Genomic DNA, 23,539 nt, shown 5'->3' on the forward strand with positions numbered 1-23,539 from the left:
AAGCTTGTCTGATGCTCGACCCTCGTAAGCTCCACCTCCTGCGCGAACTCGCCCAACGCGGCACCATCGCCGCGGTCGCCGAGGCGCTCAGCTTCACCCCGTCGGCGATCTCCCAGCAGCTCAGCGCCCTGGAGCGGGAGGCGGGCGTGGCGCTGTTGCGGCGCACGGGCCGTACGGTCACGCTGACGCCCGCCGGACACCTGCTCGTCGAGCACGCGCAGGACATACTCGAGCAGCTGGAAAGGGCGTCCGCGGCGCTCGCCGCGGTGCGGAGCGGCCCGTCGGGGCCGCTGCGGGTCGGCGCGTTCCCGTCGGCGGCGCGCGTGCTGCTGCCGCCCGCCCTCGCCGAGCTGTCCCGCGCGCATCCGGGACTGCGGCCGATGGTCTCCGAGATCGACCCCGCCGACGTCTCCGCCGCGCTGCGGGCGGGTGAGGTGGACGTCGCGCTCGTGCACGAGTACGACTTCGTGCCGCCGGTCACCGACGCGTCGCTGGAGACGGAGCCGCTGTTCGGGGAGCGGATGTACCTCACTGACCGCGCCACGATCGCCGACGCCCGCGACGACGCCTGGATCGTCGGCAAGCCCGGCACCCTGTGCCACGCGATGGCGATCCGGGCCTGCCAGGCGGCCGGTTTCGAGCCGCGGGTCCGTCACCAGATCGACGACTTCGACACCGTGCTCGCCTTCGCCGCCGCCGGTCAGGGCGTGGCGCTCGTGCCGCGCCTGGCCGCGCTCACGCCGCCGCACGGGGTGACGCTGACCAGCCTGCCCCTCAGCCGCCGCACCCTGGCCGCCTTCCGCCGGGGGTACGGCGAGCACCCCGCGATCAAGGCGGCCATCGCGGCCTTCCACACCGCGATCACCCACCTCCCTCTCTGAGCGGACCCTTTCCCTCACCGAGCAGGCCTCTGGCGAGGTCGCCGAGGGTGGCCGCGACCCTGGCCGACTGGCCGCCGAGCAGCAGGCCGCCGATCGGCTCCGTGTGCAGCGTGCCGAGCAGGACGTGCCCGGCCAGCTCGGCGTCGAGATCCGGCCGCGCTTCGGCGATCAGGGCCGAGATGTGCTCGTGCCACGCCACGTAGATCGGGTTGGCCAGCCGCGACCCGCCCCCGGCCTTCTGGGTCAGCCTGGCGTGCTCGTGCGCCGCCATCAACCCCACGTTCCCGGCCGCCATCGCGACCACCGCGTCGAGGAAGGCGACCAGCCGTTCCCCCGCCGGAGCACCCGGCCCCAGCGGCGGCGGCCCCTCCATGACGGCCTGCTCCAGCGCACGCGCCCGCTCCGTCATGAGCTCCTCCATGAGCCCGACACGGCTGCCGAACCGGTGGAACACCGTCCCCTTGCCCACGCCCGCGGCGGCGGCGACCCGCTCGACGGAGACCTCCCCCGGCGGATGCTCGCGTAGCAGCGCCTCGGCGGCCTCCAGGATCGCCCGCCTGTTGCGTGCCGCGTCGGCCCGCTCCCGCCGTTCCATCAGATCATTGTTCCCTATAGACAAGTTGACCGACGGTCCATATATTAACTGGACCAACGGTTCACTTAGAAGGGTGTCGCATGCGCGCGATCGTTGTCCACGAACTAGGCGGTCCGGAAGTGCTCAAGGCCGAGGACTGGCCGGAGCCGAAGGCGGGAGAAGGGCAGTTGGTCATCCGTACGCAGGCCATCGGGGTCAGCTACGCGGAGACCCAGTTGCGGACGGGCATCTACCCGCTGCCGGTGCCGCTGCCCACGGTGTTCGGCGCCGAGGCGGCCGGCGTGGTGACCGAGGTCGGGGCCGGAGTCGACGAGGCCCTGCTGGGCGCCACGATCGCCTGCGTGACGGGCGGGGTCGGCTCCTACGCCGAGTACGCGGTGGTGCCCGCGTCACTGATCTGCCCGGTGCCCGAGGGTGTATCGCCGGTCGACGCCGTCGCCGCCGCCGCGCCGGGCGCCATCGCACTGGGGCTGCTGCACCGGGCCGGGCTCAAGGGTGGGGAGACCGTGCTGGTGGAGGCCGGGGCGAGCTCCATCGGGACGTACCTGCTGCGCCATGCCAAGGAGTTCGGCGCGGAACGGGTGATCGCCACCGCGGGCGCCCCGGCGAAGCGGGAGCGAGCCCGGCAGATGGGGGCCGACGAGGTCATCGACCACCGCGAGCCCGGCTGGCCCGGCGAGTTGCCCGACGTGGACGTGGTCTTCGAGTCGGTCGGCGGGGCGTCGGCCAAGCCGGTGCTCGATCACCTCACGCCCGGCTCCGGGCGCATGCTCTGCTACGGCTCACTGAGCGGCGAACCCGCCGCGGTGGGCGCCGCCGATCTGCTGGCTCGCGGCGTGACCGTCATCGGGTGCGGCGGGCCCGCGTGGGGAGCCGAGGTGTTCGGCGTCCACTACCCGGAGATGCTGGCGAGGGTGGCCGACGGGCGCAGCCGCGCGTACGTCGATGACACCCTGCCGCTGGAGTCGGCCGCCGAGGCCCACCGCCGCCTCGAAAGCCGCACCGCACTGGGCAGAATCATCCTGACCCCCTAGCGGGGAGGGTGGAGGCCCGAGATGATCATGTGGATCAGCAGCTCGTAGCTCTCGTCGAGCTGCTCGGGAAGCCCGAACGCGCCTGCCGCCTCCAGCACCGAGAAACCGTGGGCGGCCGCGCGCAGGGAGCGCGCCGCGTGGATCGCGTCCGAGCCCTCCAGTCCGTACGCCCTGAGGGCCGCGACCAGGATGTCGATCAGCCGCGCCCCCGCCTCGGCCGTCGCCGGGTCCGGGACCTGGATCACCGCGGCGTAGCGGCCGCAGGATGTCACCCGCCACGTCGACGCGCGTGTAGGAGTCCCAGCCGATGTCGAAGCCGTCAAGCCTCTTGGAGGACCGCGTCGCGCACGGCTGCAGAGCTGAGCGATTCGAGGTTGTACTCGCCCGCCGTCATGGCCACGACCAGCCCGCGCTCGGGCGCCAGGTGGAGCAGTTGACCCCCGTTGCCGTGCGCGGCGAGCCAGGGGTGCGCACCGGTGCCGACGTACCACTGGTAGCTGTACGCGGACTCGTCGTCGATCCGCACCCGAGGCCGCGACAGCTCCTCGATCCAGCTCCGCGGCACGATCCCGCGCCCGCCGTCGAGCAGCAGCGTGCCGATGGCGGCCAGGTCGCGCGGCGCCAGCCGCAGCCCCGAGGCCGCCAGCTCGGTGCCGTCATCGCCCCGCGTCCACACGAACTCGCCGATGCCGAGCGGCTCGAACAGCGCGCCCCTGGCGAACTCGGTCAGCGACCGACCGGTTCCCTTGGCGACCAGCCGCCCGATCAGGGCCGTCGCTCCGCCGCAGTACGTCCGCCGCTGCCCCGGCTCCTCGACGACGGGCCGCTCCAGCACGAAGCGGTAGCGGTCGGGCGCGTACTCCATCGCGATCTCGCTGTTGGCGGCGCTGGTGTACGGCACGCTCTCGTCCCACTCCAGCCCGAGCGTCATCGTCAGGGCATGCTCGACGGTGAGGCGGGCCCGCTCGGGGTCTTCGGCCAGATCCGGATATTCCGGGAATTGGGCGAGCAAGCCCTCCTCCGGAGGCGCCACCAGCTTCTCGGCCAGCGCGATGCCGTACAGGAGCGATACCACGCTCTTGGTGACGGATCGGACGTCGTGCAGTGTGTCCGGCTCGAACGTGACGTGCCCGAGGGGCTCGTTGAGCTGGAAGTCCTGGCCCGCACCGTACCGTTCGAGGATGATCTGCCCGTTCTCGACGACCACGAGCCCGTGCAGGTTCGGCGCCTTACCCGCCCGCAGGACACTGTCCACTCGATCCGCCAATGTCATGACGACCTCCTCTTCGCTGGGACTTCCCTGTCTACGGCCTGACATGGTGTGATGGTCAATCGCGATCATGGTGGCAGACGGCCTCCAGGAGGAATCCAACCGGATCCCGCCAGAATGTGGCGTAGTAGGGCGGCGGATATTCGGGGAATTCGCGCGGCTCCTCCACGACCACATCCCCCAGCGAGACCACCAGCTCGTGAACCGCACGGACCGCGGACCGGCTCCCGACCATGAACGCCAGGTGCTGCAGGCCTGGGTGGTCGCGGGAGTAGCCGGGCGTTCCGACGGCCGCTGGATAGAAGAACAGGAAGGTGCCGGGCTTGCCCCCGGCGGGCCGGTAGGCGAACTGGTCGGCGTCATTCAGAAACTCGTCGAAGGCCAGGAGCGGCATCAACCGGTCGTAGTAGGCCTTGGCTCGCGCCAGGTCGGGGACGCTGATCCCGATGTGTCCGATCACCACGCCATCATGCGCTTCTGAGCTAAGCTATGTATCGTTCATAGTATGACTGGATCATAGTTTGGAGCGAGGATGGTCGCCGAATTCTCGGGACGGTCCCACGACCTCAGGACGCTCGACGAACAGTTGCGCCTGGCCCTGGACGGCAAGCTGACCACCCGCGGTCGAGCGGTGATCATGACCGGGCGCCGCAGGGTCGGCAAGTCACGCCTCGCGCAAGAGTTCTGCGATCGTTCCGGGCTGCCGTACGTCGTCTTCCAAGCATCTCGTGGGCGAGCCCCCGGCGCGGAGCGAAGCGACTTCATCGGAGAGGTGGCGTCCGCGGGGCTCCCGATGTCGGAGTTGGTCCAGGACACTCAGCCGCAGGACTGGAACCAGGCGCTGAAGTCGCTGGTGACAGCCGCAGCCACCGCCCCGTGCATCGTGGTGCTCGACGAAGTGCCGTGGCTGGTCGAGCAGGACGGCGAGTTCGAGGGGGCGCTGCAAACCGTCTGGGACAGGTTCCTCTCCGCCAAACCCATCCTGCTCCTCCTCGTGGGCAGCGATCTGACGATGATGGAGGCGCTACAGCAATACGGCCGGCCTTTCTTCGGACGGGCCGCCCGGATGACCGTTCAGCCGTTGAATCTCGCCGACGTCGCGGAGATGACGCGACTGCCGGCGGCCGACGCCATCGACGCGCTCCTGATCACAGGAGGATTCCCGGAAATAGTCCGCTCCTGGGAGCAGGCGCTGTCACGTGTCGACTTCCTGCGCAGGAGCCTCGACTCGCCGTTGTCCCCGCTGCTCGCCGCTGGAGAGCTTTCGATGCTGGGCGAGTTTCCCGCGGGTTCGCACGTTCGCGCCGTCCTGGAAGCGGTGGGTACGGGCGAGCGTACGTTTTCCAACATCGCCGCCAAGACGGGCGGCGGAACCCCGCTCCTGCCCGGCACACTCGCGCCGATCCTGACGAGTCTGGCGGCCAAGCGAGTGATCGCCACCGACCTGCCCCTGTCCACCAAGCCGGACACCAAGAACAAGCGATATCGGATATCCGATCACTATCTGCGCTTCTGGCTGGCGTTCCTGCAGCGCGCCATCGCCGACAGCGAGCGAGGTCGCCCGGATCTGGCCTTGCGGCGCATCGAACGATCCTGGACGGCCTGGCGAGGACGCGCCGTGGAGCCGATCATCCGCGAGACCCTGGCCAGAACGCTGCCGGATGACCGGTGGCCGGACACCGAGGAGATCGGCAGTTGGTGGAACCGCCGGAACAATCCCGAGATCGACCTGGTGGGCGCCGACAGAGGTCCGGTCGCGAGAGACGTGCACTTCGTCGGATCGATCAAGTGGTACGACAACCGCCTGTTCGATCAGCGCGATCATGCGGAACTGGTCCGCGGCGCCGCCTTCGTACCGGGCGTCTCGAGCGACACGCCGACCATCGCCGTCTCCAGAGCCGGGTTCGAGCCCGGCCTTCCGCTGGACCAGGCGTGGGGGCCTGAGGAACTGCTGGCCTCCTGGCGCCCTCACTGACCGCCGGGGGTCTCGATGCCGGTTCTGATCAGGCCGAGCAGGCGGCCGGTCAGGGCCGCTCCGTCGCGGGCGTGCTGGCCCGCCCAGGCGACCCCGACCACCAGGGCCAGCAGATCGTCGACGGCGAGGTCGCCCCGTACCTGGCCGGTCTGCTGGGCCCGGTGGAGCAGCCGGGCGGCGGCGGCGCGCATGGCGTGGCAGGAGCGGTACAGCTCAGAGGTCTCGTCGCCGAGAGCGTCGAGGATTGAGGCGGGCAGGCCCTGATATCGGGTCGAGCCGGTGGCGAAGGCGAGCAGCCACGCGGTCAGCGCCTCGCCGGCCGGCTCGGTGTCGATGAGTTCGTCGGCCCGCGCGCAGAGAGCGTCGAGGCCGTGACGCATGGCGGCCTCGATGAGCGCCTCGCGGGTGGGGAAGTGGCGATACAGCGTGCCGATGCCGACCCCCGCGCGGCGGGCGACGTCGCGCAGGGAGACGTCGGTGCCGTGCTCGGCGAACGCGGCGCGGGCCTCGTCGAGCAGCCGGTCGTAGTTGCGGCGGCCGTCCGCGCGCATCGTGTCCGCCATTCGGCTCGCCTCCAGGCTGGGCATTCGGAGCAGTGCACCGGATAGCAGGATAGCCGGGTCGGACGCTGTCGAACCGTCCGCCCGCGTACCGGCGAGCCGTGGGACGGACATCAACCGTGGTCGCAGGACGGACAACCGCCGTCACCGTGGGATGTAAGACCGCCGTGAGCATCGGATGGAGAACCGCCTTCACTAAAGAACAGCCGACCGCCCATGGCGATTTGTTGGAATGATTGGTAGAAATCCTGTCAAATCCGGGAACGGTGTGCTCATACTTGGGGAAGCTGGTCCCACAGGAGCACGATCATGCGGAAGACACCCCCACGCATGGCTCCGGAGTCAAGGCTGGAGTCAAACCACTTCCTTCAACTCGCCGCGATCGACTTCAGCGGCGTATACGCGGTCCACCTGGCCGCCAAGGAAGAGCGTCTGAAGATGACAAGGCTCGCGATGAGCCTTTTATCTGGACCGTTCCTGGCCACGATCGCGCTCACCAGCGCGAAGGTCGTCGACCCGCAGAGCCTGACGGAGTGGCACCGGGTGCCGTGGTACCTGTTCGCCCTGGTGGCGGCGTTCGGCCTGCTCAGCGTGCTGCCGTTCCTGCGGCTCATCGAGGCGGTCAACGCGCACGCCAGAACGGCCAGGGCGATCAACAACTTCCGGCTGCTGTACGTGGCCCGGCTCAAGGACGAACTGAACTGGTCGCCGAACCTGCCGGTCGATCCGCGCTTTCCCGAGACGTACGCGCCTCTGGCCTGGCCGGGGATCAACGTGATGATGCTGGCGATCGTCAACTCGACGTACCTGACCGTGGGTGTCAGCGGCCTCAGCGGGCAGGATCCGAACCTGCCCATACTGCTGAGCAGTATCACGCTGGTGGCTCTCGTCCACTACTCCGTTTACTACGTGCGCTGCAACGTCAGCAGGCGGCGCCGGCTCCCGCACAATCCCTACGAATTCCCGAACCTGGAGACCTGAATGCCCGGCCCAACACTTTGGGCGTCGTGTGGGGAGGCGTGGATATGGCTGATGCGCCATGTCTGGACGGCGGGGGCGCTCGCCGACGATGACCGGGGTCCCGTCATCGAGGCGCCGTCCGTGCTGTTCGAGATCGCGGTCACGAGTGGCAACGACCCCATCATCGAGAGGTACGGCGACACGGACCGGCTGGCGCTGTATCGCAGGAAGTTCAGCCAGGACACGATCGTGCCGCCGTTCAAGTACAGCTACGGCGCCAGGATCAAGGGCCAGCTCCAATGGGCGGCCGACCTGCTGCGGGCCAAGCCGTACAGCAAGAGCGCCTGGATCTCGCTGACCACCCCCGGCGAGCCGTACGACTCGGTGCCCTGCCTGATCGGACTGGCCTTCAGGATCAGGGAGGACGCGCTGGTCATGACCGCCACGTTCCGGTCGCAGAATGCCTTCACCAGCTACCTCAACTACCTGCCGCTCGCGGACGTCCAGGCCGGGATGGCGGGACGGCTGGGGCTGGGCACCGGTCCGATGCGGGTGTTCGTGGACGTGCCGCACCTGTACCTCGCCGACAGCACCCAGGTGCTGCGCGTCATGCGGCCCGCGCCGTCTCCGCATCGCCTATAGGCACCTCAGTGAACGGCCGGCAAACGTTCTGCAAGGGCGACCCGCTAGGTTGCGGCAGATGAAGGCCCGCATCACCAGGATTTCCACGTACCTCCCCGCAGGCACGCTGACCAGCGACGAGGTCGAGCGACGCATCCGGGGGTACCGGCCGCCGCGCGGCATCGTCGAGCGGATGACCGGCATCAGGCGCCGGCATGTGGCGTCCGACGATCAGCAGGCCTCGGACCTGGCCGTCGAGGCCGCCAAGGAGCTGGCGACCGACGTCGATCTGCTGATCTTCGCCTCGGCCTCGCAGGACCTGGTCGAGCCCGCGACCGCGCACATCGTGGCCGCCAAGCTGGGCCTGTCGTGCCCGGTGTTCGACGTCAAGAACGCCTGCAACAGCCTGCTCAACGGGATCCAGGTGGCCGAGGGCCTGATCGTCTCCGGGTCGTACCGCAGGGTGCTGGTGTGCTCCGGCGAGACGCCCTCGCGGGCGATCCGCTGGCGGGTCAGGGATCGGGCGCAGTTCGTGGACGCGTTCGCGGGATACACGCTGTCGGACGCGGGCGCGGCGGTGCTCGTGGAGGCCGACCCCACGCGCGGCATCTTTTATCGCGAATTTTCGGCTGATAGTAGGGCGTGGGGCATCGGCACCCTCCCTGGCGGCGGCTCCATGCACCCGCGCGACCCTGAATACTCCTACTTCCGTGGCGACGGCCGCAGGCTGAAGGAGGCGTTCGAGCTCATCGGCCCCGACCTCTTCCTCAACGCCCTCAAACGCACCGGCCTGACCTGGGACGACTTCGCCGTGATCGCGGTGCACCAGGTGGCGTTGCCGTACCTGAAGGTCCTGTCGCAGGCGCTGGACATCCCCGAGGACCGGCTGGTGATCACGCTGCCCGACCACGGCAACTGCGCGTCGGCCACACTCCCGCTCCAACTCGCGCACGCCCGCGAGGGCGACCGCGTGGCACTGCTCGGCCTCGGCGGCGGCATCAGCCTGGGCGTCATGCTGGCGGACCTGTGAACAGCATCAACGGCCCCCTGAATCCCCGACACGAGACTCGCCTTTACCTCGCCGCCCACCCTTTCGCCTACCCGCTGATGCGCCTGCTGGCCCGGTTGGGCGCGGTGGTGCGGGTTCCGGGGCTGGGCGTGGTGGTCAACGACGCGGCACTGGCCCGGCGCGTGCTCATGGACGGCCGCTTCCGGAAGGACGGCCCCGGCTCGCCCGGCGACCTGTGGACGCCCGTGCTCGGCCCGTCGGTGCTGCTCAACATGGAGGGCGAGCCGCACGCGGCGCTCCGCGCCAAGCTGGCCCCGCTGTTCACGCCGTCGTCCGTCGCCACGCTGGTCTCCGACGTGCTCGCCGGCCCGCTGGACGATCTCCGCGTACGGCTGGCGAAAGGCGACACGGTCGACCTGGTGGACGAGATGCGGCTGCTGGCCGGAGCGGTGATCTGCCGGGTCATCGGCCTCGGCGAGGTGCCGGCGGCCAGGGCCAGGCGGCTGTTCGCCGACGGGGAGCGGGTGGTGTCGATGGTCTCGCTGCGTACCCGGGGACTGAACTCCCGCCAGCTCACCGTGGCCCGCGAGGTGCTCGACGGGATCGGCGACATCGCGCAGGCCGCCTACGACGCGGGGGATCCCGCCACGGTGATGGGCCGGATGCGCGAGCTCGGGCTGTCGGCGGCGGAGGCCCGCGGGGCGGCCGGGGCGTTCTTCCTCACCGGCACGGAGACGGTCGCCACGTTCGTGCCCCGGCTGGTCGCGTTGCTGCACGACCACGATGCCTTCGGCGCCGCCCTGGATCTGGCGATCGAGGAGGCGATGCGGGTCACCACGCCGACCCCGGTGATGCTGCGTTCCGTCGCCGAGCCCGTACGCCTGGGCGGGGTCCTGGCCAGGCCCGGCGACCGCGTGGTGATCGTCACGCACAACTGCGCCCGCGCGTACGGACCGTTCGACCCGTCCCGGCCGCATCCGCCCGAGCTGCGCCGCTTGTGGTTCGGCGCCGGGCCGCACTTCTGCATCGGCTACCCGCTGGCGCTGGCCGAGATCCGCGCGGTGGCCCGGGTCGTGCTCGCCCGCCCGGTCGAGGTGGTGGCGCGGCGGGCGGCCAGGGGCGTGCTCATCCCGACCTACGAGCGGCTGCTGATCAGGGCCGCATGAGGGTCGGGGTCACCGGGGCGTCCGGTTTCGTGGGTGGCGCGGTCTGCCGGGCGGCCGTGGCCAGGGGGTGGCAGGTGTACGGCTTCGGGCGCAGGCCCACGGAGATCCGCGGCGTGCCGTACCTCACCTGGGACCTGACCGGCCGCGACCACCCGGACCTCGACCTCGACGCGCTGATCCACTGCGCGGGGAGCGTCACCGACTGGGGCCCGCCGGCCGGGATCTGGCGGGCCAACCTCGACGGGACCCGGAACGCCATGGCCGCCTTCCCCAGCGCCCGGTTCGTGCACGTCAGCACGGCCAGCGTGTACGACCCGCGACGGCCGACCGTCATGGCCCGCGAGCACGAGGCCCCGGTGAGCCGGTACGTCAACGCGTACGGCGCGTCCAAGGCGGCGGCCGAGCGGCTGGTCGAGGGGCGGGCGGTGATCCTGCGCCCGCACGCCGTCTACGGTCCCGGCGACACCACGCTGCTCCCCCGGGTGCTGCGGGCGGTCAGGGGCCGCAGGCTGGTCGCGGTCGGCGACGGGCGGCAGCGCGTCAGCCTGACCTCGGTGGCCAACCTCGCCCAGGCCTGCCTGCTGGCCGTCACGGGTCCTCTCGGCACCTACAACGTCACCGACGCCGAGCCGGTGCTCCTGGACGACGCGCTCCGTGCCGTACTGCGGGAGAAGGGCATCGACGCGACCCCGCTCTACCTGCCCAGACGGCTCGCCCACGGCCTGGCGGCGATCTCCGAGACGCTCACCCGCGAGCCGCGCCTGACCCGCTACGCCGTCGGCCACCTGGCCGTCGAGCGCACCCTGGACATCACCGCGGCCCGCGAACGACTCGGTTACGCGCCCTCGCCGACGTCTTTCGCAGGCGCCGCGTCCTGGTGAGGCCGGCGAAGCACCGCCTCACCGCCGTTCGAGCTTGGCTTGCGTGCCTCCAGCATCTCCGACTTGAACCACGGTCCGCCGTACCAGAACCGCCACCCCAGGTCGCGCCTGCGCACGTCGACCACGCCAAGCTCGCGCAGCACGCTCTCGTACTGGGGCGTGTGCTGGAAGTCGGCGATCAGCATCAGCCCGCCCGGACGCAGCACCCGATGCGCCTCCTTGACGGCCCGCTCGCGTCCTTCCACGGTCGGGATGTTGTGGATGGCCAGGCTGGACACGATCACATCGAACCGGCCGTCGTCGAACGGCAGCTCACGCATGTCACCCGTGACCAGCTCGACCCGATCCGACACCCCTTCGGCCTCGGCGTTGGCCCTGGTGACGCCCTCGGCGTTGCCCGACTGATCTACGCCGCGCCACAGGTCGATGCCGGTGGCCCGGCCCTCGCGCAGCCGCTGGGCCGCGAGCAGCAGCACCATCCCGCGCCCGCAGCCGAGGTCGAGAATCCGCTCGTCGCCCTCGATCCGGCCGAGCTCCTCGGCCCAGACCGCGAACTTCCCCCGGCGAGTCGTATAGAGGTAGCTGGCCGCGCTGGCCAGCGTGTAGACCGCGCCGAGCAGAAACGCGATCGCCGCCGCCGGGACATCGTTGACGTACGAGACCGCTGCCAGCACCAACAGGACCACTGCCCCGAAGAAGAGTCCGGCAAGGGCCCATGGCGCGTCGAATCCATAGCTACCGCGCTTCACACTCACGTTATATCGCAAGATGGACTTCACCGAAACTTGCCGTGACACTGCCTTTTCCGCAAATACCCCGCGTGCAACCCGTTACTAGCCTTGGGAGTAATTCGTAGAACAGGGGGCTTACCAGGGATGACAGTAAGAACACGGGGTTTTGGGCTTGGCTTCAGCATCATCCTCACCCTCGCGTCGACGCTGCTGTGGGGGGTGGCCCACCTGGCCGCCGACCGCCGGAAGACCGGCATCGCCCTCATGGCGGCGCACGTGCTGATGCTCGCCATGATCCTCACCGTGATCACCGTGTTCGGCAGCAAGCTGCTCCCGCTGGCCGTCCAGCCCGCCTGGCTCACCGCCTTCTCCATCATGATCGCCACGATCGCGATCATCTGGACGGGAGTGGTCATCTGGTCGTTTGTACTGGTACGGCCGGCGCCCGCGAACCGCGTGGGCCGCGCGCTGACCAGCGCGCTGACCATCGCCCTGTGCGCGCTCATCCTGACCCCGGCCGTCTACGCGGCCCGCGTGACCTACGTGTCGCGTGACGTGGTCAACAGCCTGTTCACCGCCAACGTCTCCCCTGTCGTGTCCCAGGATCCGTGGGACGGCGCGAAGCGGGTCAACCTGCTGCTCCTCGGCGCCGACGCCGCCCCCGGCCGGCCCGGGGTACGTACCGACAGCATGACCGTGGCCAGCGTCGACGTGGCCACCGGCTCGACGATCCTGCTCGGCCTGCCGCGTAACCTGCAGCGGGTGCGCCTGCCGGAAGGTCCTCCCAGAGAGCGCTTCCCGGACGGCTTCACCGGCGCGGGCCCCGAGACGCCCGGCCTGCTCAACGAGGTGTTCCAGTACGCCGAGGACTATCCCGAGATGGAGCCCGGCATACGCAAGGGGCAGCGCGGCCCGACCCTGCTCAAGAAGACGATCAGCGGCATCCTCGGCATCCCCATCACCTACTACACCATGGTCGACATGAAGGGGTTCGCGCAGATCATCGACGCGATGGGCGGCGTGACGGTCACGATCAAACAGCCGATCGTCTACGGCAAGTACCGCGAGGGCCTGTTGCGCCCCGGCACCCGCAAGCTCTCGGGCGCGGACGCCCTCTGGTTCGGCCGCTCGCGTACGGACAGCGACGACTACGTACGCATGGGCCGCCAGAAATGCCTGCTCAACGCCGTCGCCAAGCAGGCCGACCCGGTCACCGTACTGAACAGCTTCGAGAAGCTGGCCGTGGCGACGAAGCGCGCCATCTCCACCGACATCCCCCAGAACGTCCTGCCCGACCTGGTCGAGCTGGCGCAGCGGGTGAAGGCCAACAAGATCAGGAGTCTGAGCTTCGTACCGCCGCTGATCAGCACGGTCTACCCCGACTGGAGCCTGATCCGGCGCGAGGTCACCCAGGCGCTGGCCGAACAGGTCCCGAGCACCACACCCCCGCGTACCACCCCACGGACCCCGAGCCCCGAGACCCCGATCGCCCTCGACTCCGCCTGCCGCTAGCCACGCCACTCGGCAGCTTGGCCCGGCGCAGCAGCCGGGTCAGGTTCGCCTCGCTGATCGGGGAGGCGACAGGGTGGTCGGCGTGCGCGAGGTGGCTGATCAGCTGTCTCTCCATATGGACAGATCCTAGTTATCCCCCTATACCAACTTGACGTGTAGGAATTTGGAGGGTTTCATATGCACATAGCCGACTTATTAAGTAGGGAATAGGGAGTAGAGCATGAACGCTCGCAGGGTGCTCGCCGCTCTGGCCGCAACCGCACTCACCGCGCTCGCGGCGGCCTGCGGGAGCAGCGCGTCTCCCACCGGCGCCGGTGCCGCCAAGGAACTGCGCCTCGGCTACTTCCCGAACATCACCCACTCCACCGCCCTGGTCGGCGTCGAGAAGGGCTTCTACGCCAAGCACCTCGGCGTACCGGTGAAGACCAGCACGTTCAACGCCGGCCCGGCCGCGATCGAGGCGCTCTTCTCCGGCGCCATCGACGCCACCTACATCGGCCCGAACCCGGCGATCAACGCCTGGGAGAAGTCCAAGGGCAAGGCCATCAACATCGTCGCGGGCGCCGCGTCCGGCGGTGTCTACCTGGTCGTCAAGCCCGGGATCAACTCCCCCGCCGACCTCAAGGGCAAGAAGATCGCCACGCCGCAGCTCGGCAACACCCAGGACGTGGCGCTGCGCTACTGGCTGGACAGCAAGGGGCTCAAGACCGACACCAAGGGCGGCGGCGACGTCCACATCGTGCCCCAGGAGAACGCCCAGACGCTGCAGACCTTCGCGACCGGCGACATCGACGGCGCCTGGGTGCCCGAGCCGTTCGCCAGCCGCCTGGTCATCGAGAGCAAGGGCAAGATCCTTCAGGACGAGCGTGAGCTGTGGCCGAACAAGCAGTTCGTGATCACCCACCTGATCGTCCGGCAGGACTGGGCCAAGGCCAACCCCGACCTGCTCAAGAAGCTGCTCGAAGGGCATGTCGAGGCCACCAAGTACCTCAATGACGACCCCACCGCGGCCGCGCAGACCGTCAACACCGCGATCGAGAAGCTCACCCAGAAGCCGCTCAAGCCCGAGGTGCTGCAGAGCGCGTTCAAGAACATCACGTTCACGAACGACCCCATCGCCTCCTCCCTCACCGGCAGCGCGGACCACGCCGTCAAGGTCGGGCTGCTCAAGCCGGTGGACCTGAACGGCATCTACAACCTGAAGCCCCTCAACGAGGTGCTGGCCGCGCAGGGCCAGCAGTCGATTTCGGACAGGTGACGCACATGACGACGCAGTTGGTCGATCGCACGACGGCGGTCCGGCTGGAGGCCGTCTCCAAGGTCTACGGTCACGGCGGCAACGGGCTGCTCGCCCTCGACAAGGTCTCGCTGTCGGTACGGCCCGGCGAGTTCGTCTGCCTCCTGGGCGCATCCGGCTGCGGCAAGAGCACGCTGCTCTCGCTGGTCGCCGGGCTCGACAAGCCGACGCAGGGGGAGATCTCCACGGTCGGGCGGCAGGTCGCGATGATGTTCCAGGAGCCGGCGCTGTTCCCGTGGCTCACGGTCTCGGCCAACGTCGAGATGGCCTTCCGCGCTGAGGGCCTGTCCAAGCAGGACCGTCGTACCAGGGCGGCGGAGTTCCTCGACCTCGTGCACCTGGGCGGGTTCGGGAAGAAGCGCCCGCACGAGCTGTCCGGCGGCATGCGCCAGCGCGTCGCCCTGGCCCGCGCGCTCGCCCAGTCGTCCTCGTCCTCGGCGTCCTCGGCGGAGGAGGGCGCGGTGCTGCTGATGGACGAGCCGTTCGGGGCGCTCGACGCGATGACCCGCGACCTGCTGCACGACGAGCTCGAACGCATCTGGCGGGAGCGGGGGCTGTCCGTCCTGTTCGTCACGCACAACGTCCGCGAGGCCGTACGGCTCGGCGACAAGGTCGTGCTGCTCAGCAGCCGTCCCGGCAGCGTGGTCGAGGAGTTCCCCATCGAGCTCGCCCGGCCCCGCCGCACCGACTCCGCGGAGGTCGCCGAGCTGGCCGCGAAGATCACCGACCGGCTGAAGGAAGAGGTCATGCGCCATGGCCACTGAAGGCTGGGCTGCTGAAGGCTGGGCTACTGACGGCTCGGCCGCTCGACGCAAGGAGGCGAGCGATGGCCGTTGACACGCATGCGCGGCAGATCGCCGGGCTCGACGCGCTGGAGCTGGCCGGTGACCAGCGCGCCGGGATAGCGTCCCGGGTCTGGGCGCGGGTCTGGCCGATGCTGACCGCGATCGCGCTGGTGCTGGTCGCCTGGCAACTGGTCGTGCTGAGCGGTCGCTGGCCCGAGTACGTCTTCGCCGGGCCGATCACCACGTTCCAGGACCTCGGGCACCGCCTCGGCGACCCCGAGTTCTACCAGGCCGTGGCGACCACCATGCGCCGGGCCGTCACCGGCTTCGCGCTGGCCGTGCTCGTCGGACTGGTCGTCGGCGCGGCCGTGTCGCGGGTGAAGGTGCTGCGGGCCGCCTTCGGCGCGCTGATCACCGGCCTGCAGACCATGCCGTCGATCGCCTGGTTCCCGTTCGCGATCCTGCTGTTCGGGCTGACCGAGAGCGCCATCACGTTCGTGGTGATCCTGGGCGCCGCGCCGTCGATCGCCAACGGCCTGATCACCGGCGTCGACTACACACCTCCGCTGCTCCTGCGGGCCGGGCACGTGCTCGGGTTCCGGCGGCTGCAGCTCTATCGGCATGTGATCCTGCCCGCCTCGCTGCCGTCGTTCCTGGCGGGGCTGAAGCAGGGATGGGCGTTCGCCTGGCGCTCGCTGATGGCCGGTGAGCTGCTGGTGATCATCGCCTATCAGTCGTCACTCGGCGAGCAGTTGGCGATCTCGCGAGAACTGTCCGACTCGCCGGGACTCATCGGCACGATGATCGTGATCCTGGTGATCGGTATAGTGATCGACATGCTATTCGAGGCGGCCGACAGCGCCTTGCGGCGGCGCTGGGGCCTCAATCCGGTGTGATGCGGATCTCCGCGCGAACCGATTACGCGCTGCGGGCGGTCAGCGAATTAGCCGCCGCACCGCCGGGGCCGGTGCCGGCCGAACGCATCGCCGTGGCCCAGAACATCCCGCGCCGCTTCCTCGACAACATCCTGCTGCAGCTCAGACGGGCCGGGCTCATCCACAGCCTGCGCGGCCCCGACGGCGGCTACTGGCTGGCGCGCCCGGCGGACGACATCACGCTCGCCGACGTGATCGCCGTCATCGAGGGCAAACCCGAATATCCCGCGCACGGTGGCTATCCAGGTGTCGCGGGACCCTTGGCCGACGTCTGGACCGCGCTGCGCGAGCACGAGGAACGACTGCTCACCGAAGTCACCTTCGCTCAGATCGTCTCGTCCAAGTTCTCGGCGTAGTGGGAGATGGCCCTGGCGTAGCCGCCCGCCCGGTCTGACTCGGCGACGACCGTGAGCAGCGCGCTGACGGCTTCGCGCGCCCGGCCCGCGTTGTAGAGCGCCATGGCGTTGAACGTCCGCAGCCCCGCGTCGCCGGGGAACTCCGCCAGCCCGCGCTCGAACGTCTTCAGCGACTCCGCCACCCGCCCCAGCACCCGGTAGGTGCTGCCCAGCCCGAGAAAGGCGCCCAGCCGGTCCTCGGCGCTCAGCCCGTCACCCGCGAGCGCGCGTACATAGAACGGCACCGCCTCGGCCTCCAGGCCGAGCGCGTCGTGCACCCACGCGGCCTGATAGGCCACCTCGGCGTCCTCGGGATGCCGCGCCGCCAAAGCGACCAGGAGCTCGCGGGCCTCGTCGCGCTCGCCCGCCTCGCGCAGCCCCACGGCCCGCGCCAATTCATCGTCACGCACGCGCTCAGTGTGCCATGATGAGCGTGACCTGAAACGGTAACGGTTTTCATAATCATCGGGAGGGTGCTCGTGAGAGTGGCGTTCGTCGGGAAAGGCGGCAGCGGCAAGACGACGATGTCGGCGCTGTTCGCGAGATACGTGGCGAGCCAGGGCGGCCCGGTGGTGGCCGTGGACGCCGACATCAACCAGCACCTGGCCCTGGTGCTCGGCGTCGAGGAGCCGCCGGAGCCGCTGGGCTCCCGGCTCACCGAGATCAAGGAGCTGCTGCGCGGCGACAACCCGCGCATCCCCTCGGCCCAGGCCATGGTCAAGACGACCCCGCCCGGCCGGGGCTCCCGGCTGCTGAGCTTCAAGGACCTGGCGACCAGCGAGTTCGCGGTCACCACGAGCGAGGGCATGCGGCTGATGGCGACCGGCCCCTTCAGCGCGGACGACCTGGGCGTGGCCTGCTACCACTCCAAGGTCGGAGCCGTCGAGCTGCTGCTCAACCACCTGGTGGACGGTCCGGCCGAATACGTGGTGGTCGACATGACGGCCGGGGCCGACTCGTTCGCCTCGGGCCTGTTCACCCGCTTCGACCTGACGTTCCTCGTCGCGGAGCCGACCAGGCAGGGCGTCAGCGTCTACCGGCAATATCGCGAGTACGCCACCGACTACGACGTGCCGCTCGCCGTGATCGGCAACAAGGTGCACGACCAGTCCGACGTCGACTTCCTGCACGGCCAGGTGGGCGACGACCTGCTCACCTGGATGGAGCACTCCGCCGCCGTCCGCGCCATGGAGCAGGGCCGCCGCTTCGCCCTCGACGACCTGGAGCCCGCCAACACCGACGCGCTGGCCATGCTGCTCAAGCACCTCGACGCGCAGACCAAGGACTGGTCCCGCTTCGGCCGCCAGGCCGAGGAGTTCCACCTGCGCAACGCCCGCTCCTGGGCCAATGCCAAGACCGGTCTCGACCTGGCCGACCAGATCGACCCGGAGTTCGTCTACGGCGGCTGCCCGACCACATGACTGTCCCCTCCGGTCGTCTGGAAGCCCCCGCCGAGCCCATCTAGCGTTCAAGTCAATCCCCGTTGAGAGGAGACAGCATGTCGCTGACCGTTCCGAACGATCTACTCGATCAGGCCAGAGCGGGCGAGGTCGACGACGCGGCGTTCGTCGCCTGCGTCCGCGACTCTCTGCCGTACGCCTGGTCGGTGATCAGCGAGCTGGTCCAGCACCGCGACAGGACCGGTGCCGACTTCGCCGACAACCAGGTGCCCCCACCGGACGAGGAGGCCCGCGGCCAGCTCCTGCGCTGCCTGGCCAGCGACTCGATGCGGGGCGCTCTGGAGCGCCACTTCGGCATCCGCCTGGCCTTCCAGAACTGCCACCGGGTGGCGGTGTTCGCTCCGACGGCCACCGCCGCGTTGCGAGCGTTCGTCACTCCGCGCGCACAGATCCTCAACCAGAAACCCGAACTGGTGGACTGCTGATTCCCCTGTGGCGGGCCGGTTCTCCCGGCCCGCCACAGAGCGGCGCCCGTCTGCTAATAGTCGCCGAGTGGCGAGTTGCCGTCGACGAGGTCGCACGGTGCTACAGGGCCGTTGGAGACCCGCGCCCAGATTGCTGCCACGACGTCACCCGGCTTGGGGTCATCGTCCACGGCGAACTCCAGTACGCCGGTCTGGCCGGGCTTGATCTTTTGCGGGTCGATCTGAAAGCCGCGGCCGCCAAGGGCCGTCTCGACGGTGGGCGGGAAGACGGCGAGCGGGGCCTCCTCCTTCGACAGCCAGTTCTCGCCGCGCGGGCGAGTGGCGCACTTCTTGCCCTTGGGCAGGAAGTCGACGACGATGTTGTAGCCCATCCTCTTCAGGTCGGACTCGAGGGCCTTGGGGTCCTTGGCCTCGTTGATGGTGATGGTGATGGTGCCGTCGGGGTTCTTGGCCACCGCGAACGCGGGGGTGCCGCCGAACATCAGCGGGAGGGCCACCGCGGCCGCGGCGGCCAGACCCAGCACGGGGGCCAGTACGCCGGCGCGCAGCAGCTTGCGGCGCGGCTTGGCCGGCTTGGACTCGTCCTGCAGAGCGGTCATCACGAACTCCTTGAGCAGTTGGTGACGGCCCTCAGGAAGATCCCGTTCCTCCGGAAAAATGGTCATGGGGTGCTCTCCTGGGTGGACCGGACCGCGGTGCCGCGGTCGCCATCTATCTGTCGTCGGGTCACGGCCAGTTCCAGCTTTTTCCGGGCCCGGGACAACCGGGATTTGACGGTGCCGACCGGGATGCCCAGCGCCTCGGCCGCCTCGGCGTAGTCGAGCCCGGCCCCGGCGCACAGCAACAGCACATCCTGCTCATGTCTGCGTAACCGTCCGATCGCCGTACGCACCTCGGCCAGCCGCTCCTTGTCGGCGATCTGCCCGACCAACTCCTCGGCGAAATCCGGGACGGCGTCGTCACGGGGCATCCTGGCCATGACGTTTTCGTGACGCCGCCTGGCCCGTCGCAGGTTGCGAGCCACGTTGGTGGCCACGACGAGCAACCACGGCCGCAGCGAACCGCCGTCCGGGGCGAGCCGCTCCCGCAACCGCCACGCCTCCAGGAACGTCAGCGATACCACGTCTTCGGCCACCGACCAGTCACCGGTCAGCCGGTAGGCGTGGTTGTAAACGCTTTTGGCGTACTGGTCGAAAAGCTCCTCGAATGCTCGTTGATCGCCGTCCCGTATGCGGGCACGCATTTTCACATCCACACGCGGTACTGTCCGGCAGGCGCGGGCGAGTTCCCCATCGGCCCATTCCCGTCACTCTGTGGCCAGCCATCCTCGGTGAAGCGCCCCTCGCGCTGGGCATCCGATGATCTCCCGGTCATCTCGCGTTCCCCGTCAGCAGAGCGCTCCACATGGCATCTGCCATGCGGAAGGACCAGCGATCACTCTCATGAATGACGGTCTTCCCGGCCTGGAAAGCCGTCCGGCGAATGAACCGCAACCCGCCGAGCGTGATCAGTTCGTAGACGACCTCATTGCAGTCGCAGGTCCACTGCATAACCCGGCCGTCCGGCTCGCCCCCGCGTGGAGGGTTCCATGCCAGTTGGTCGTAGTGCGACTGCACGGCTGATACGTGCGGTGCCGTGCAGCGAGGCGGAAACCGCCAGTGGACGAGCACCCAACTCATCCCTTCACCTGACGCCCGCTGCGCGCAGCCCCGACCGTCACGCCTTCCCCGGCGCAGGCAGGCATGGCCTGACCCGTGAACGTCTCCGCCCAGACCGCGCGCTGTCCCGCACCCAGCAGGCGTACGCCCCACTTGAGCGAGATCTGCTCGACCAGCCACAGACCCCGCCCGTGACAGTCGTCATCGCCGGACTCGCGCGCTCGTGGAACCGTGTCCGCCCCGTCATCGGTCACCTCAACGCGAACAATCTCGGCATCAACGGCGACTGCCTCCACCGTGACCACCCCGCCCTGCAGCCCGGAGGCGGTGTGGAGCAGCGCATTGGTGGTCAACTCGCTGACGATCAGCCGCGCATTCTCCACGTCCCGGTGCCCTGCCGCCGCCAACATCTCCCCGACACAGTGACGAGCCACCGCCACCGAATACGCCACCCCCGGCAACACGACTTCACCAAGAAACCGCTCGCTCACCGCGCCACCTCCCAGACCAACGTATTCATGATTGAAGTACCGCATGACGGACTTCTCCACGTGCCGAACGGACCGAACGAGACACCGTCCTCACAATCACCGCCGCATTCCTGAGGCCATCCATCCGAGATCTTGGCCTGTCACGATTACTCCGGCCATATGACCGAATTGTCCATTCATCGTCATGGCCACACTTAGACCTAACGTCTTGCGCTTCAAGAATGCCCACGAAGAAGCTTGTGTAGTAGACGAAATTGGCGCACAATCGGAGCCCAAAACTCCCCTACGAGCGGGGATAGCTGTCAATACTTGTCAAAGGTACGTCACGCTTGGGGAGACACAAGTGGAGGACGAACATGGCCAATGATCTTGACCCGCGTCTGACGGCAGCTCAGCGCTTTGGCAAGGAGCTCGCCCGCGTTCGCAAAGAGGCGAACATGACACAAGTCCGGCTGGGCAAACACCTGGGCTGCTCGTCATCACTCATAGCGCATCTCGAAAAAGGTGACAGGACCCCGAAGCCAGACCTTGCCGCAGGGTGTGACGAGATCTTCGGGACAGGTGACCGATTCAAACGCCTATGTCGCAATATCACCTCTCCCACCGGCCCCGACTGGTACATCGGTTGGACAGAGGAAATCGAGCCCTACGCACGGACGCTCCGAAGTTGGGACCCTCTCCAGATTCCCGGCATCCTCCAGACGGAGGCATACGCGCGAGCCGTCTTTCGCGGTGGCCTATTCGTTTCTGAGCAGGACATACAAGACAAGGTTGATGCCCGTATGCGGCGTAGGAGCATCCTCCTACGAGACAAGTCGCCCACCTTGCTCGTGCTCCTGGACGAGTGGGTGCTTCGTCGCCCCATCGACGGCGCCAAGGTTATGGAGGAGCAGCTTGATTACCTGCTCACCGCCGGGGAACTCCCCAACGTGACGATACAGATCGTCCCCTATGACACCACTTGCACGACAGGCATGATGTCCGCATTCATGATTGCCGAGCTTTCCGACGCTCCGACCACTGTCTCAGTAGACTCCGCAGCAAAGGCGGAAGTCTCTGCAGACCATAAACTCGTTACTCTGATCTGGGACATCTATGACAAACTGCGTACAGAGGCGCTCCGCCCCGGTCCGTCTCTACAGATGATCAAGGAAGCGCGGAACCAATGGAAGCAGCAGACCTGAGCGACATTGACTTGTCCGGGGCCGTCTGGCGGAAGAGTTCCCGGTCCGGCTCAAACGGCGGCCAGTGCGTAGAGGTCGCAAGCAACATCCGCGGAATCATCGCTGTCCGCGACAGCAAGGACCGTGGTGGCCCCGCGCTCACCTTCACACCCGGCGAATGGAGAGCCTTCCTGGGCGGCGTCAAGGACGGCGAGTTCGACCAGCTGGGCTGACCGCCCCCGGTAGCGCGCCGCTCAGCCGGTGACCTGCGGCAACACCTCTGCCCCCAGGCGACGGATGTTCTCCAAGGTGCGCTGGTGGTCGCCCATCCCCTCGACCATGAGGATGAGGTGCTGGATCCCCGTCGCTTCCGACGTACGCATGATGGACTCCACGCATCGGTCCGGCGAGCCGACCGGGTGGACGCGGGTCAGGAAGTCTATATATGCCGAAACATCCCGCGATGGTGGTTCTCTGTTGTCCACCGGGATGTAGCCAGCGAGGCCGGGCTTCAGCCAGCGGGGCAGGGATTCCCGCAAATCGTTTCTGGCTTGAGCGGTGGAGTTCGCCACGTATCCGACGACCGCCGCCATGTGGGCCTGCGCCCCACCCCCGTGAGACTCGTACCTGGCGATCATCGACTTCTTCTGCTCGTCGTCGATGTGCATCCCGAGCAGCATCGGAAGGTCGCGTTTCGCGGCCAGTGCCACGGTCGGCGGTGAGGTGCACGCCACGACCGGGCGCAGCCGGGCCGGCGGGACCAGCGGCACTTCGCGGAAGCTGAAGAACTCCCCCGCCGCCGACACCCGCTCACTTGAGAGCGCGGCCAGCAGCACGTCCAGCGACTCCTCGAAGCCCCGCTCGAAGCGTGCCAGCCCGGTGCCGAACACTTCCAGGTCCACCCACGGACCGCCCCGGCCGACGCCCAGCGTGAAACGGCCGCCCGACAGGTGGTGCAGCATGGCCGCCTGCTCGGCCAAAGCGACCGGGTGCTGGGTGGACAGGACGCTCACGGCGGTGCCGAAACCGATGCGGCTGGTCCTGCCGATCGCCACGGCCGCCAACGTGGTGGCCGAAGGGCAGACGCCATAAGACATGAAATGGTGCTCGGCGATCCAGGCATCGGCGAACCCGGCCTCCTCGGCGGCCACGATGAGCTCGAGGGCGTTCGCCAGCACCTGCTCTGATCTCTGGCCCGGAAATCGGGCCACGATCAGAAAGATCCCGATTCGCACCCCACCGATAATGACCGATTCCCGGGCACCAAGCCCTGACTAACCGAAGAAACTCGCCTGGCCCTCGCCCACCGCCGGATCCCGGTGCCGTTTGAGGTGCCGCCAGCGCGGCAGGTCGTCCAGGTACGACCACGACAACCGATGATGCTCCGTAGGCCCCAAGCGGGCCAGCGCCTCCTGATGGACCGGTGACGGATAGCCGGCGTTGTCCGCGAAGCCATACTCCTCGCAACCGACCGTCCCCATGTACGCGTCGCGCCGTACCTTCGCCAGGACCGAGGCGGCCGCCACCGAGATGCTGGCCAAGTCCCATCAACGCGCCAACCACCTGTCCGTGGAGTCCGCAGGTAAAGGCGGCGGCGAACCGCCCAGGCGATTCACCCGAAGTGATCAAGGAAGCAGCAGAGCAATGGACCGCAAAGACCTGACCGCTACAGAGCTCACCGGGGCTGTGTGGAGGAAGAGTTCCCGCAGTGGCAACGGGGGCGGGAACTGCGTTG

General features: G+C 68.6%; 29 protein-coding genes and 2 pseudogenes. 18 read left to right on the top strand and 13 right to left on the bottom strand.

Annotation, left to right across the window (positions count from 1 at the left end):
* Positions 1–11: 11 nt before the first annotated feature.
* A complete protein-coding gene (locus KLK06_RS09870) occupies positions 12–881 on the top strand; it encodes a LysR family transcriptional regulator (protein WP_214635046.1) in 870 nt (289 codons plus the stop codon).
* Here KLK06_RS09870 and KLK06_RS09875 read toward each other — a convergent pair.
* Complete coding sequence (locus tag KLK06_RS09875; RefSeq protein ID WP_214635047.1) at positions 862–1,476, bottom strand: TetR/AcrR family transcriptional regulator; 615 nt, start codon at positions 1,474–1,476, stop codon at positions 862–864. The genes KLK06_RS09870 and KLK06_RS09875 overlap by 20 nt on opposite strands.
* An 80-nt stretch (positions 1,477–1,556) precedes the next feature.
* On the opposite strand from KLK06_RS09875, the gene KLK06_RS09880 reads away from it, so the two are divergent.
* Positions 1,557–2,510: a zinc-binding dehydrogenase gene (locus tag KLK06_RS09880; RefSeq protein WP_214635048.1), complete on the top strand. Its 954-nt coding sequence runs from the start codon at positions 1,557–1,559 to the stop codon at positions 2,508–2,510.
* Here KLK06_RS09880 and KLK06_RS09885 read toward each other — a convergent pair.
* The 3 genes from KLK06_RS09885 to KLK06_RS09895 are packed head-to-tail and all read right to left on the bottom strand — an operon-like array spanning position 2,507 to position 4,240.
* Positions 2,507–2,782, bottom strand: a complete 276-nt coding sequence (locus tag KLK06_RS09885; protein ID WP_214635049.1) for a TetR-like C-terminal domain-containing protein — start codon at positions 2,780–2,782, stop codon at positions 2,507–2,509. The genes KLK06_RS09880 and KLK06_RS09885 overlap by 4 nt on opposite strands.
* A gap of 47 nt (positions 2,783–2,829) precedes the next feature.
* Positions 2,830–3,783, bottom strand: coding sequence for a serine hydrolase (locus KLK06_RS09890; RefSeq protein WP_214635050.1), 954 nt, complete (start codon positions 3,781–3,783; stop codon positions 2,830–2,832).
* 55 nt (positions 3,784–3,838) lie between these two features.
* Positions 3,839–4,240, bottom strand: coding sequence for a VOC family protein (locus KLK06_RS09895; RefSeq protein WP_214635051.1), 402 nt, complete (start codon positions 4,238–4,240; stop codon positions 3,839–3,841).
* Positions 4,241–4,312: 72 nt separating this feature from the next.
* On the opposite strand from KLK06_RS09895, the gene KLK06_RS09900 reads away from it, so the two are divergent.
* A complete protein-coding gene (locus tag KLK06_RS09900; protein ID WP_250905162.1) occupies positions 4,313–5,755 on the top strand; it encodes a DUF234 domain-containing protein in 1,443 nt (480 codons plus the stop codon).
* Here the strand turns inward: KLK06_RS09900 and KLK06_RS09905 are convergent.
* Positions 5,749–6,342 (bottom strand): TetR/AcrR family transcriptional regulator, encoded by a 594-nt coding sequence (locus KLK06_RS09905; RefSeq protein ID WP_214635052.1) that lies wholly within the window; start codon positions 6,340–6,342, stop codon positions 5,749–5,751. The two genes, KLK06_RS09900 and KLK06_RS09905, sit on opposite strands and share 7 nt — an antisense overlap.
* Positions 6,343–6,624: 282 nt before the next feature.
* On the opposite strand from KLK06_RS09905, the gene KLK06_RS09910 reads away from it, so the two are divergent.
* From KLK06_RS09910 to KLK06_RS09930, 5 genes are read left to right on the top strand one after another with little or no spacing between them, the layout of a single operon-like run.
* The gene (locus KLK06_RS09910) at positions 6,625–7,296 is read left to right on the top strand and encodes a hypothetical protein (RefSeq protein ID WP_214635053.1); all 672 of its coding nucleotides are present in this window, start codon (positions 6,625–6,627) and stop codon (positions 7,294–7,296) included.
* Between the two features lie 51 nt (positions 7,297–7,347).
* Positions 7,348–7,917 carry a hypothetical protein gene (locus tag KLK06_RS09915; RefSeq protein WP_214635054.1) on the top strand — a complete coding sequence of 190 codons (570 nt, stop codon included), beginning with the start codon at positions 7,348–7,350 and terminating at the stop codon, positions 7,915–7,917.
* Between the two features lie 58 nt (positions 7,918–7,975).
* Positions 7,976–8,926, top strand: a complete 951-nt coding sequence (locus KLK06_RS09920; RefSeq protein ID WP_214635055.1) for a 3-oxoacyl-ACP synthase III family protein — start codon at positions 7,976–7,978, stop codon at positions 8,924–8,926.
* On the top strand, positions 8,923–10,071 hold the full coding sequence (locus KLK06_RS09925; RefSeq protein ID WP_308168186.1) for a cytochrome P450: 1,149 nt from the start codon (positions 8,923–8,925) through the stop codon (positions 10,069–10,071). Before KLK06_RS09920 ends, KLK06_RS09925 begins: the two co-directional genes overlap by 4 nt.
* Complete coding sequence (locus KLK06_RS09930; RefSeq protein ID WP_214635056.1) at positions 10,068–10,952, top strand: NAD(P)-dependent oxidoreductase; 885 nt, start codon at positions 10,068–10,070, stop codon at positions 10,950–10,952. The genes KLK06_RS09925 and KLK06_RS09930 overlap by 4 nt, the downstream gene beginning before the upstream one ends.
* Here KLK06_RS09930 and KLK06_RS09935 read toward each other — a convergent pair.
* A complete protein-coding gene (locus tag KLK06_RS09935; protein WP_308168187.1) occupies positions 10,907–11,701 on the bottom strand; it encodes a class I SAM-dependent methyltransferase in 795 nt (264 codons plus the stop codon). The genes KLK06_RS09930 and KLK06_RS09935 overlap by 46 nt on opposite strands.
* 126 nt (positions 11,702–11,827) lie before the next feature.
* Between KLK06_RS09935 and KLK06_RS09940 the strand changes: the two genes are divergently transcribed.
* The 5 genes from KLK06_RS09940 (at position 11,828) to KLK06_RS09960 (ending at position 16,568) form a co-directional block, all read left to right on the top strand.
* Positions 11,828–13,195, top strand: coding sequence for an LCP family protein (locus KLK06_RS09940; RefSeq protein WP_214635058.1), 1,368 nt, complete (start codon positions 11,828–11,830; stop codon positions 13,193–13,195).
* A gap of 220 nt (positions 13,196–13,415) precedes the next feature.
* Complete coding sequence (locus tag KLK06_RS09945; RefSeq protein WP_214635059.1) at positions 13,416–14,453, top strand: ABC transporter substrate-binding protein; 1,038 nt, start codon at positions 13,416–13,418, stop codon at positions 14,451–14,453.
* A 5-nt stretch (positions 14,454–14,458) separates the two neighbouring features.
* The gene (locus KLK06_RS09950) at positions 14,459–15,256 is read left to right on the top strand and encodes an ABC transporter ATP-binding protein (RefSeq protein WP_214635060.1); all 798 of its coding nucleotides are present in this window, start codon (positions 14,459–14,461) and stop codon (positions 15,254–15,256) included.
* A 62-nt stretch (positions 15,257–15,318) separates the two neighbouring features.
* Positions 15,319–16,173 carry an ABC transporter permease gene (locus KLK06_RS09955; RefSeq protein ID WP_214635061.1) on the top strand — a complete coding sequence of 285 codons (855 nt, stop codon included), beginning with the start codon at positions 15,319–15,321 and terminating at the stop codon, positions 16,171–16,173.
* Entirely contained in the window at positions 16,173–16,568 is a 396-nt protein-coding gene (locus tag KLK06_RS09960; protein ID WP_214635062.1) for an Rrf2 family transcriptional regulator, read from the top strand. Before KLK06_RS09955 ends, KLK06_RS09960 begins: the two co-directional genes overlap by 1 nt.
* Here KLK06_RS09960 and KLK06_RS09965 read toward each other — a convergent pair.
* A complete protein-coding gene (locus KLK06_RS09965; protein WP_214635063.1) occupies positions 16,538–17,017 on the bottom strand; it encodes a tetratricopeptide repeat protein in 480 nt (159 codons plus the stop codon). The genes KLK06_RS09960 and KLK06_RS09965 overlap by 31 nt on opposite strands.
* 69 nt (positions 17,018–17,086) lie before the next feature.
* On the opposite strand from KLK06_RS09965, the gene KLK06_RS09970 reads away from it, so the two are divergent.
* Positions 17,087–18,028, top strand: coding sequence for an ATP-binding protein (locus KLK06_RS09970; protein WP_214635506.1), 942 nt, complete (start codon positions 17,087–17,089; stop codon positions 18,026–18,028).
* A gap of 77 nt (positions 18,029–18,105) precedes the next feature.
* On the top strand, positions 18,106–18,492 hold the full coding sequence (locus KLK06_RS09975) for an SCO5389 family protein (RefSeq protein ID WP_214635064.1): 387 nt from the start codon (positions 18,106–18,108) through the stop codon (positions 18,490–18,492).
* A gap of 53 nt (positions 18,493–18,545) precedes the next feature.
* On the opposite strand, the gene KLK06_RS09980 is transcribed toward KLK06_RS09975, so the two are convergent.
* From KLK06_RS09980 to KLK06_RS09995, 4 genes are all read right to left on the bottom strand, one after another.
* Positions 18,546–19,157 (bottom strand): hypothetical protein, encoded by a 612-nt coding sequence (locus tag KLK06_RS09980; protein ID WP_214635065.1) that lies wholly within the window; start codon positions 19,155–19,157, stop codon positions 18,546–18,548.
* On the bottom strand, positions 19,154–19,735 hold the full coding sequence (locus tag KLK06_RS09985; protein WP_250905164.1) for an RNA polymerase sigma factor: 582 nt from the start codon (positions 19,733–19,735) through the stop codon (positions 19,154–19,156). The genes KLK06_RS09980 and KLK06_RS09985 overlap by 4 nt, the downstream gene beginning before the upstream one ends.
* Positions 19,736–19,862: 127 nt before the next feature.
* Positions 19,863–20,171 carry a hypothetical protein gene (locus KLK06_RS09990; RefSeq protein WP_214635066.1) on the bottom strand — a complete coding sequence of 103 codons (309 nt, stop codon included), beginning with the start codon at positions 20,169–20,171 and terminating at the stop codon, positions 19,863–19,865.
* Positions 20,168–20,686: an ATP-binding protein gene (locus KLK06_RS09995; protein WP_214635067.1), complete on the bottom strand. Its 519-nt coding sequence runs from the start codon at positions 20,684–20,686 to the stop codon at positions 20,168–20,170. The genes KLK06_RS09990 and KLK06_RS09995 overlap by 4 nt, the downstream gene beginning before the upstream one ends.
* A gap of 311 nt (positions 20,687–20,997) precedes the next feature.
* Here KLK06_RS09995 and KLK06_RS10000 point away from each other — a divergent pair, with 311 nt between their 5' ends.
* A complete protein-coding gene (locus tag KLK06_RS10000) occupies positions 20,998–21,825 on the top strand; it encodes a helix-turn-helix transcriptional regulator (RefSeq protein ID WP_214635068.1) in 828 nt (275 codons plus the stop codon).
* Positions 21,807–22,037 carry a DUF397 domain-containing protein gene (locus KLK06_RS10005; RefSeq protein WP_250905165.1) on the top strand — a complete coding sequence of 77 codons (231 nt, stop codon included), beginning with the start codon at positions 21,807–21,809 and terminating at the stop codon, positions 22,035–22,037. The genes KLK06_RS10000 and KLK06_RS10005 overlap by 19 nt, the downstream gene beginning before the upstream one ends.
* 21 nt (positions 22,038–22,058) lie before the next feature.
* On the opposite strand, the gene KLK06_RS10010 is transcribed toward KLK06_RS10005, so the two are convergent.
* The gene (locus tag KLK06_RS10010) at positions 22,059–23,039 is read right to left on the bottom strand and encodes an LLM class flavin-dependent oxidoreductase (protein WP_214635069.1); all 981 of its coding nucleotides are present in this window, start codon (positions 23,037–23,039) and stop codon (positions 22,059–22,061) included.
* Between the two features lie 39 nt (positions 23,040–23,078).
* Positions 23,079–23,348 (bottom strand): annotated as a pseudogene (locus KLK06_RS10015) (ribonuclease HII); the annotation flags it as partial.
* Between the two features lie 100 nt (positions 23,349–23,448).
* Between KLK06_RS10015 and KLK06_RS59715 the strand changes: the two are divergent.
* Positions 23,449–23,523: pseudogene (locus tag KLK06_RS59715) on the top strand (hypothetical protein); the annotation flags it as partial.
* Positions 23,524–23,539 lie beyond the last annotated feature (16 nt).

Origin of the sequence: Nonomuraea sp. NEAU-A123 (genome assembly GCF_018603905.1) — a bacterium.
Classification (GTDB): domain Bacteria; phylum Actinomycetota; class Actinomycetes; order Streptosporangiales; family Streptosporangiaceae; genus Nonomuraea.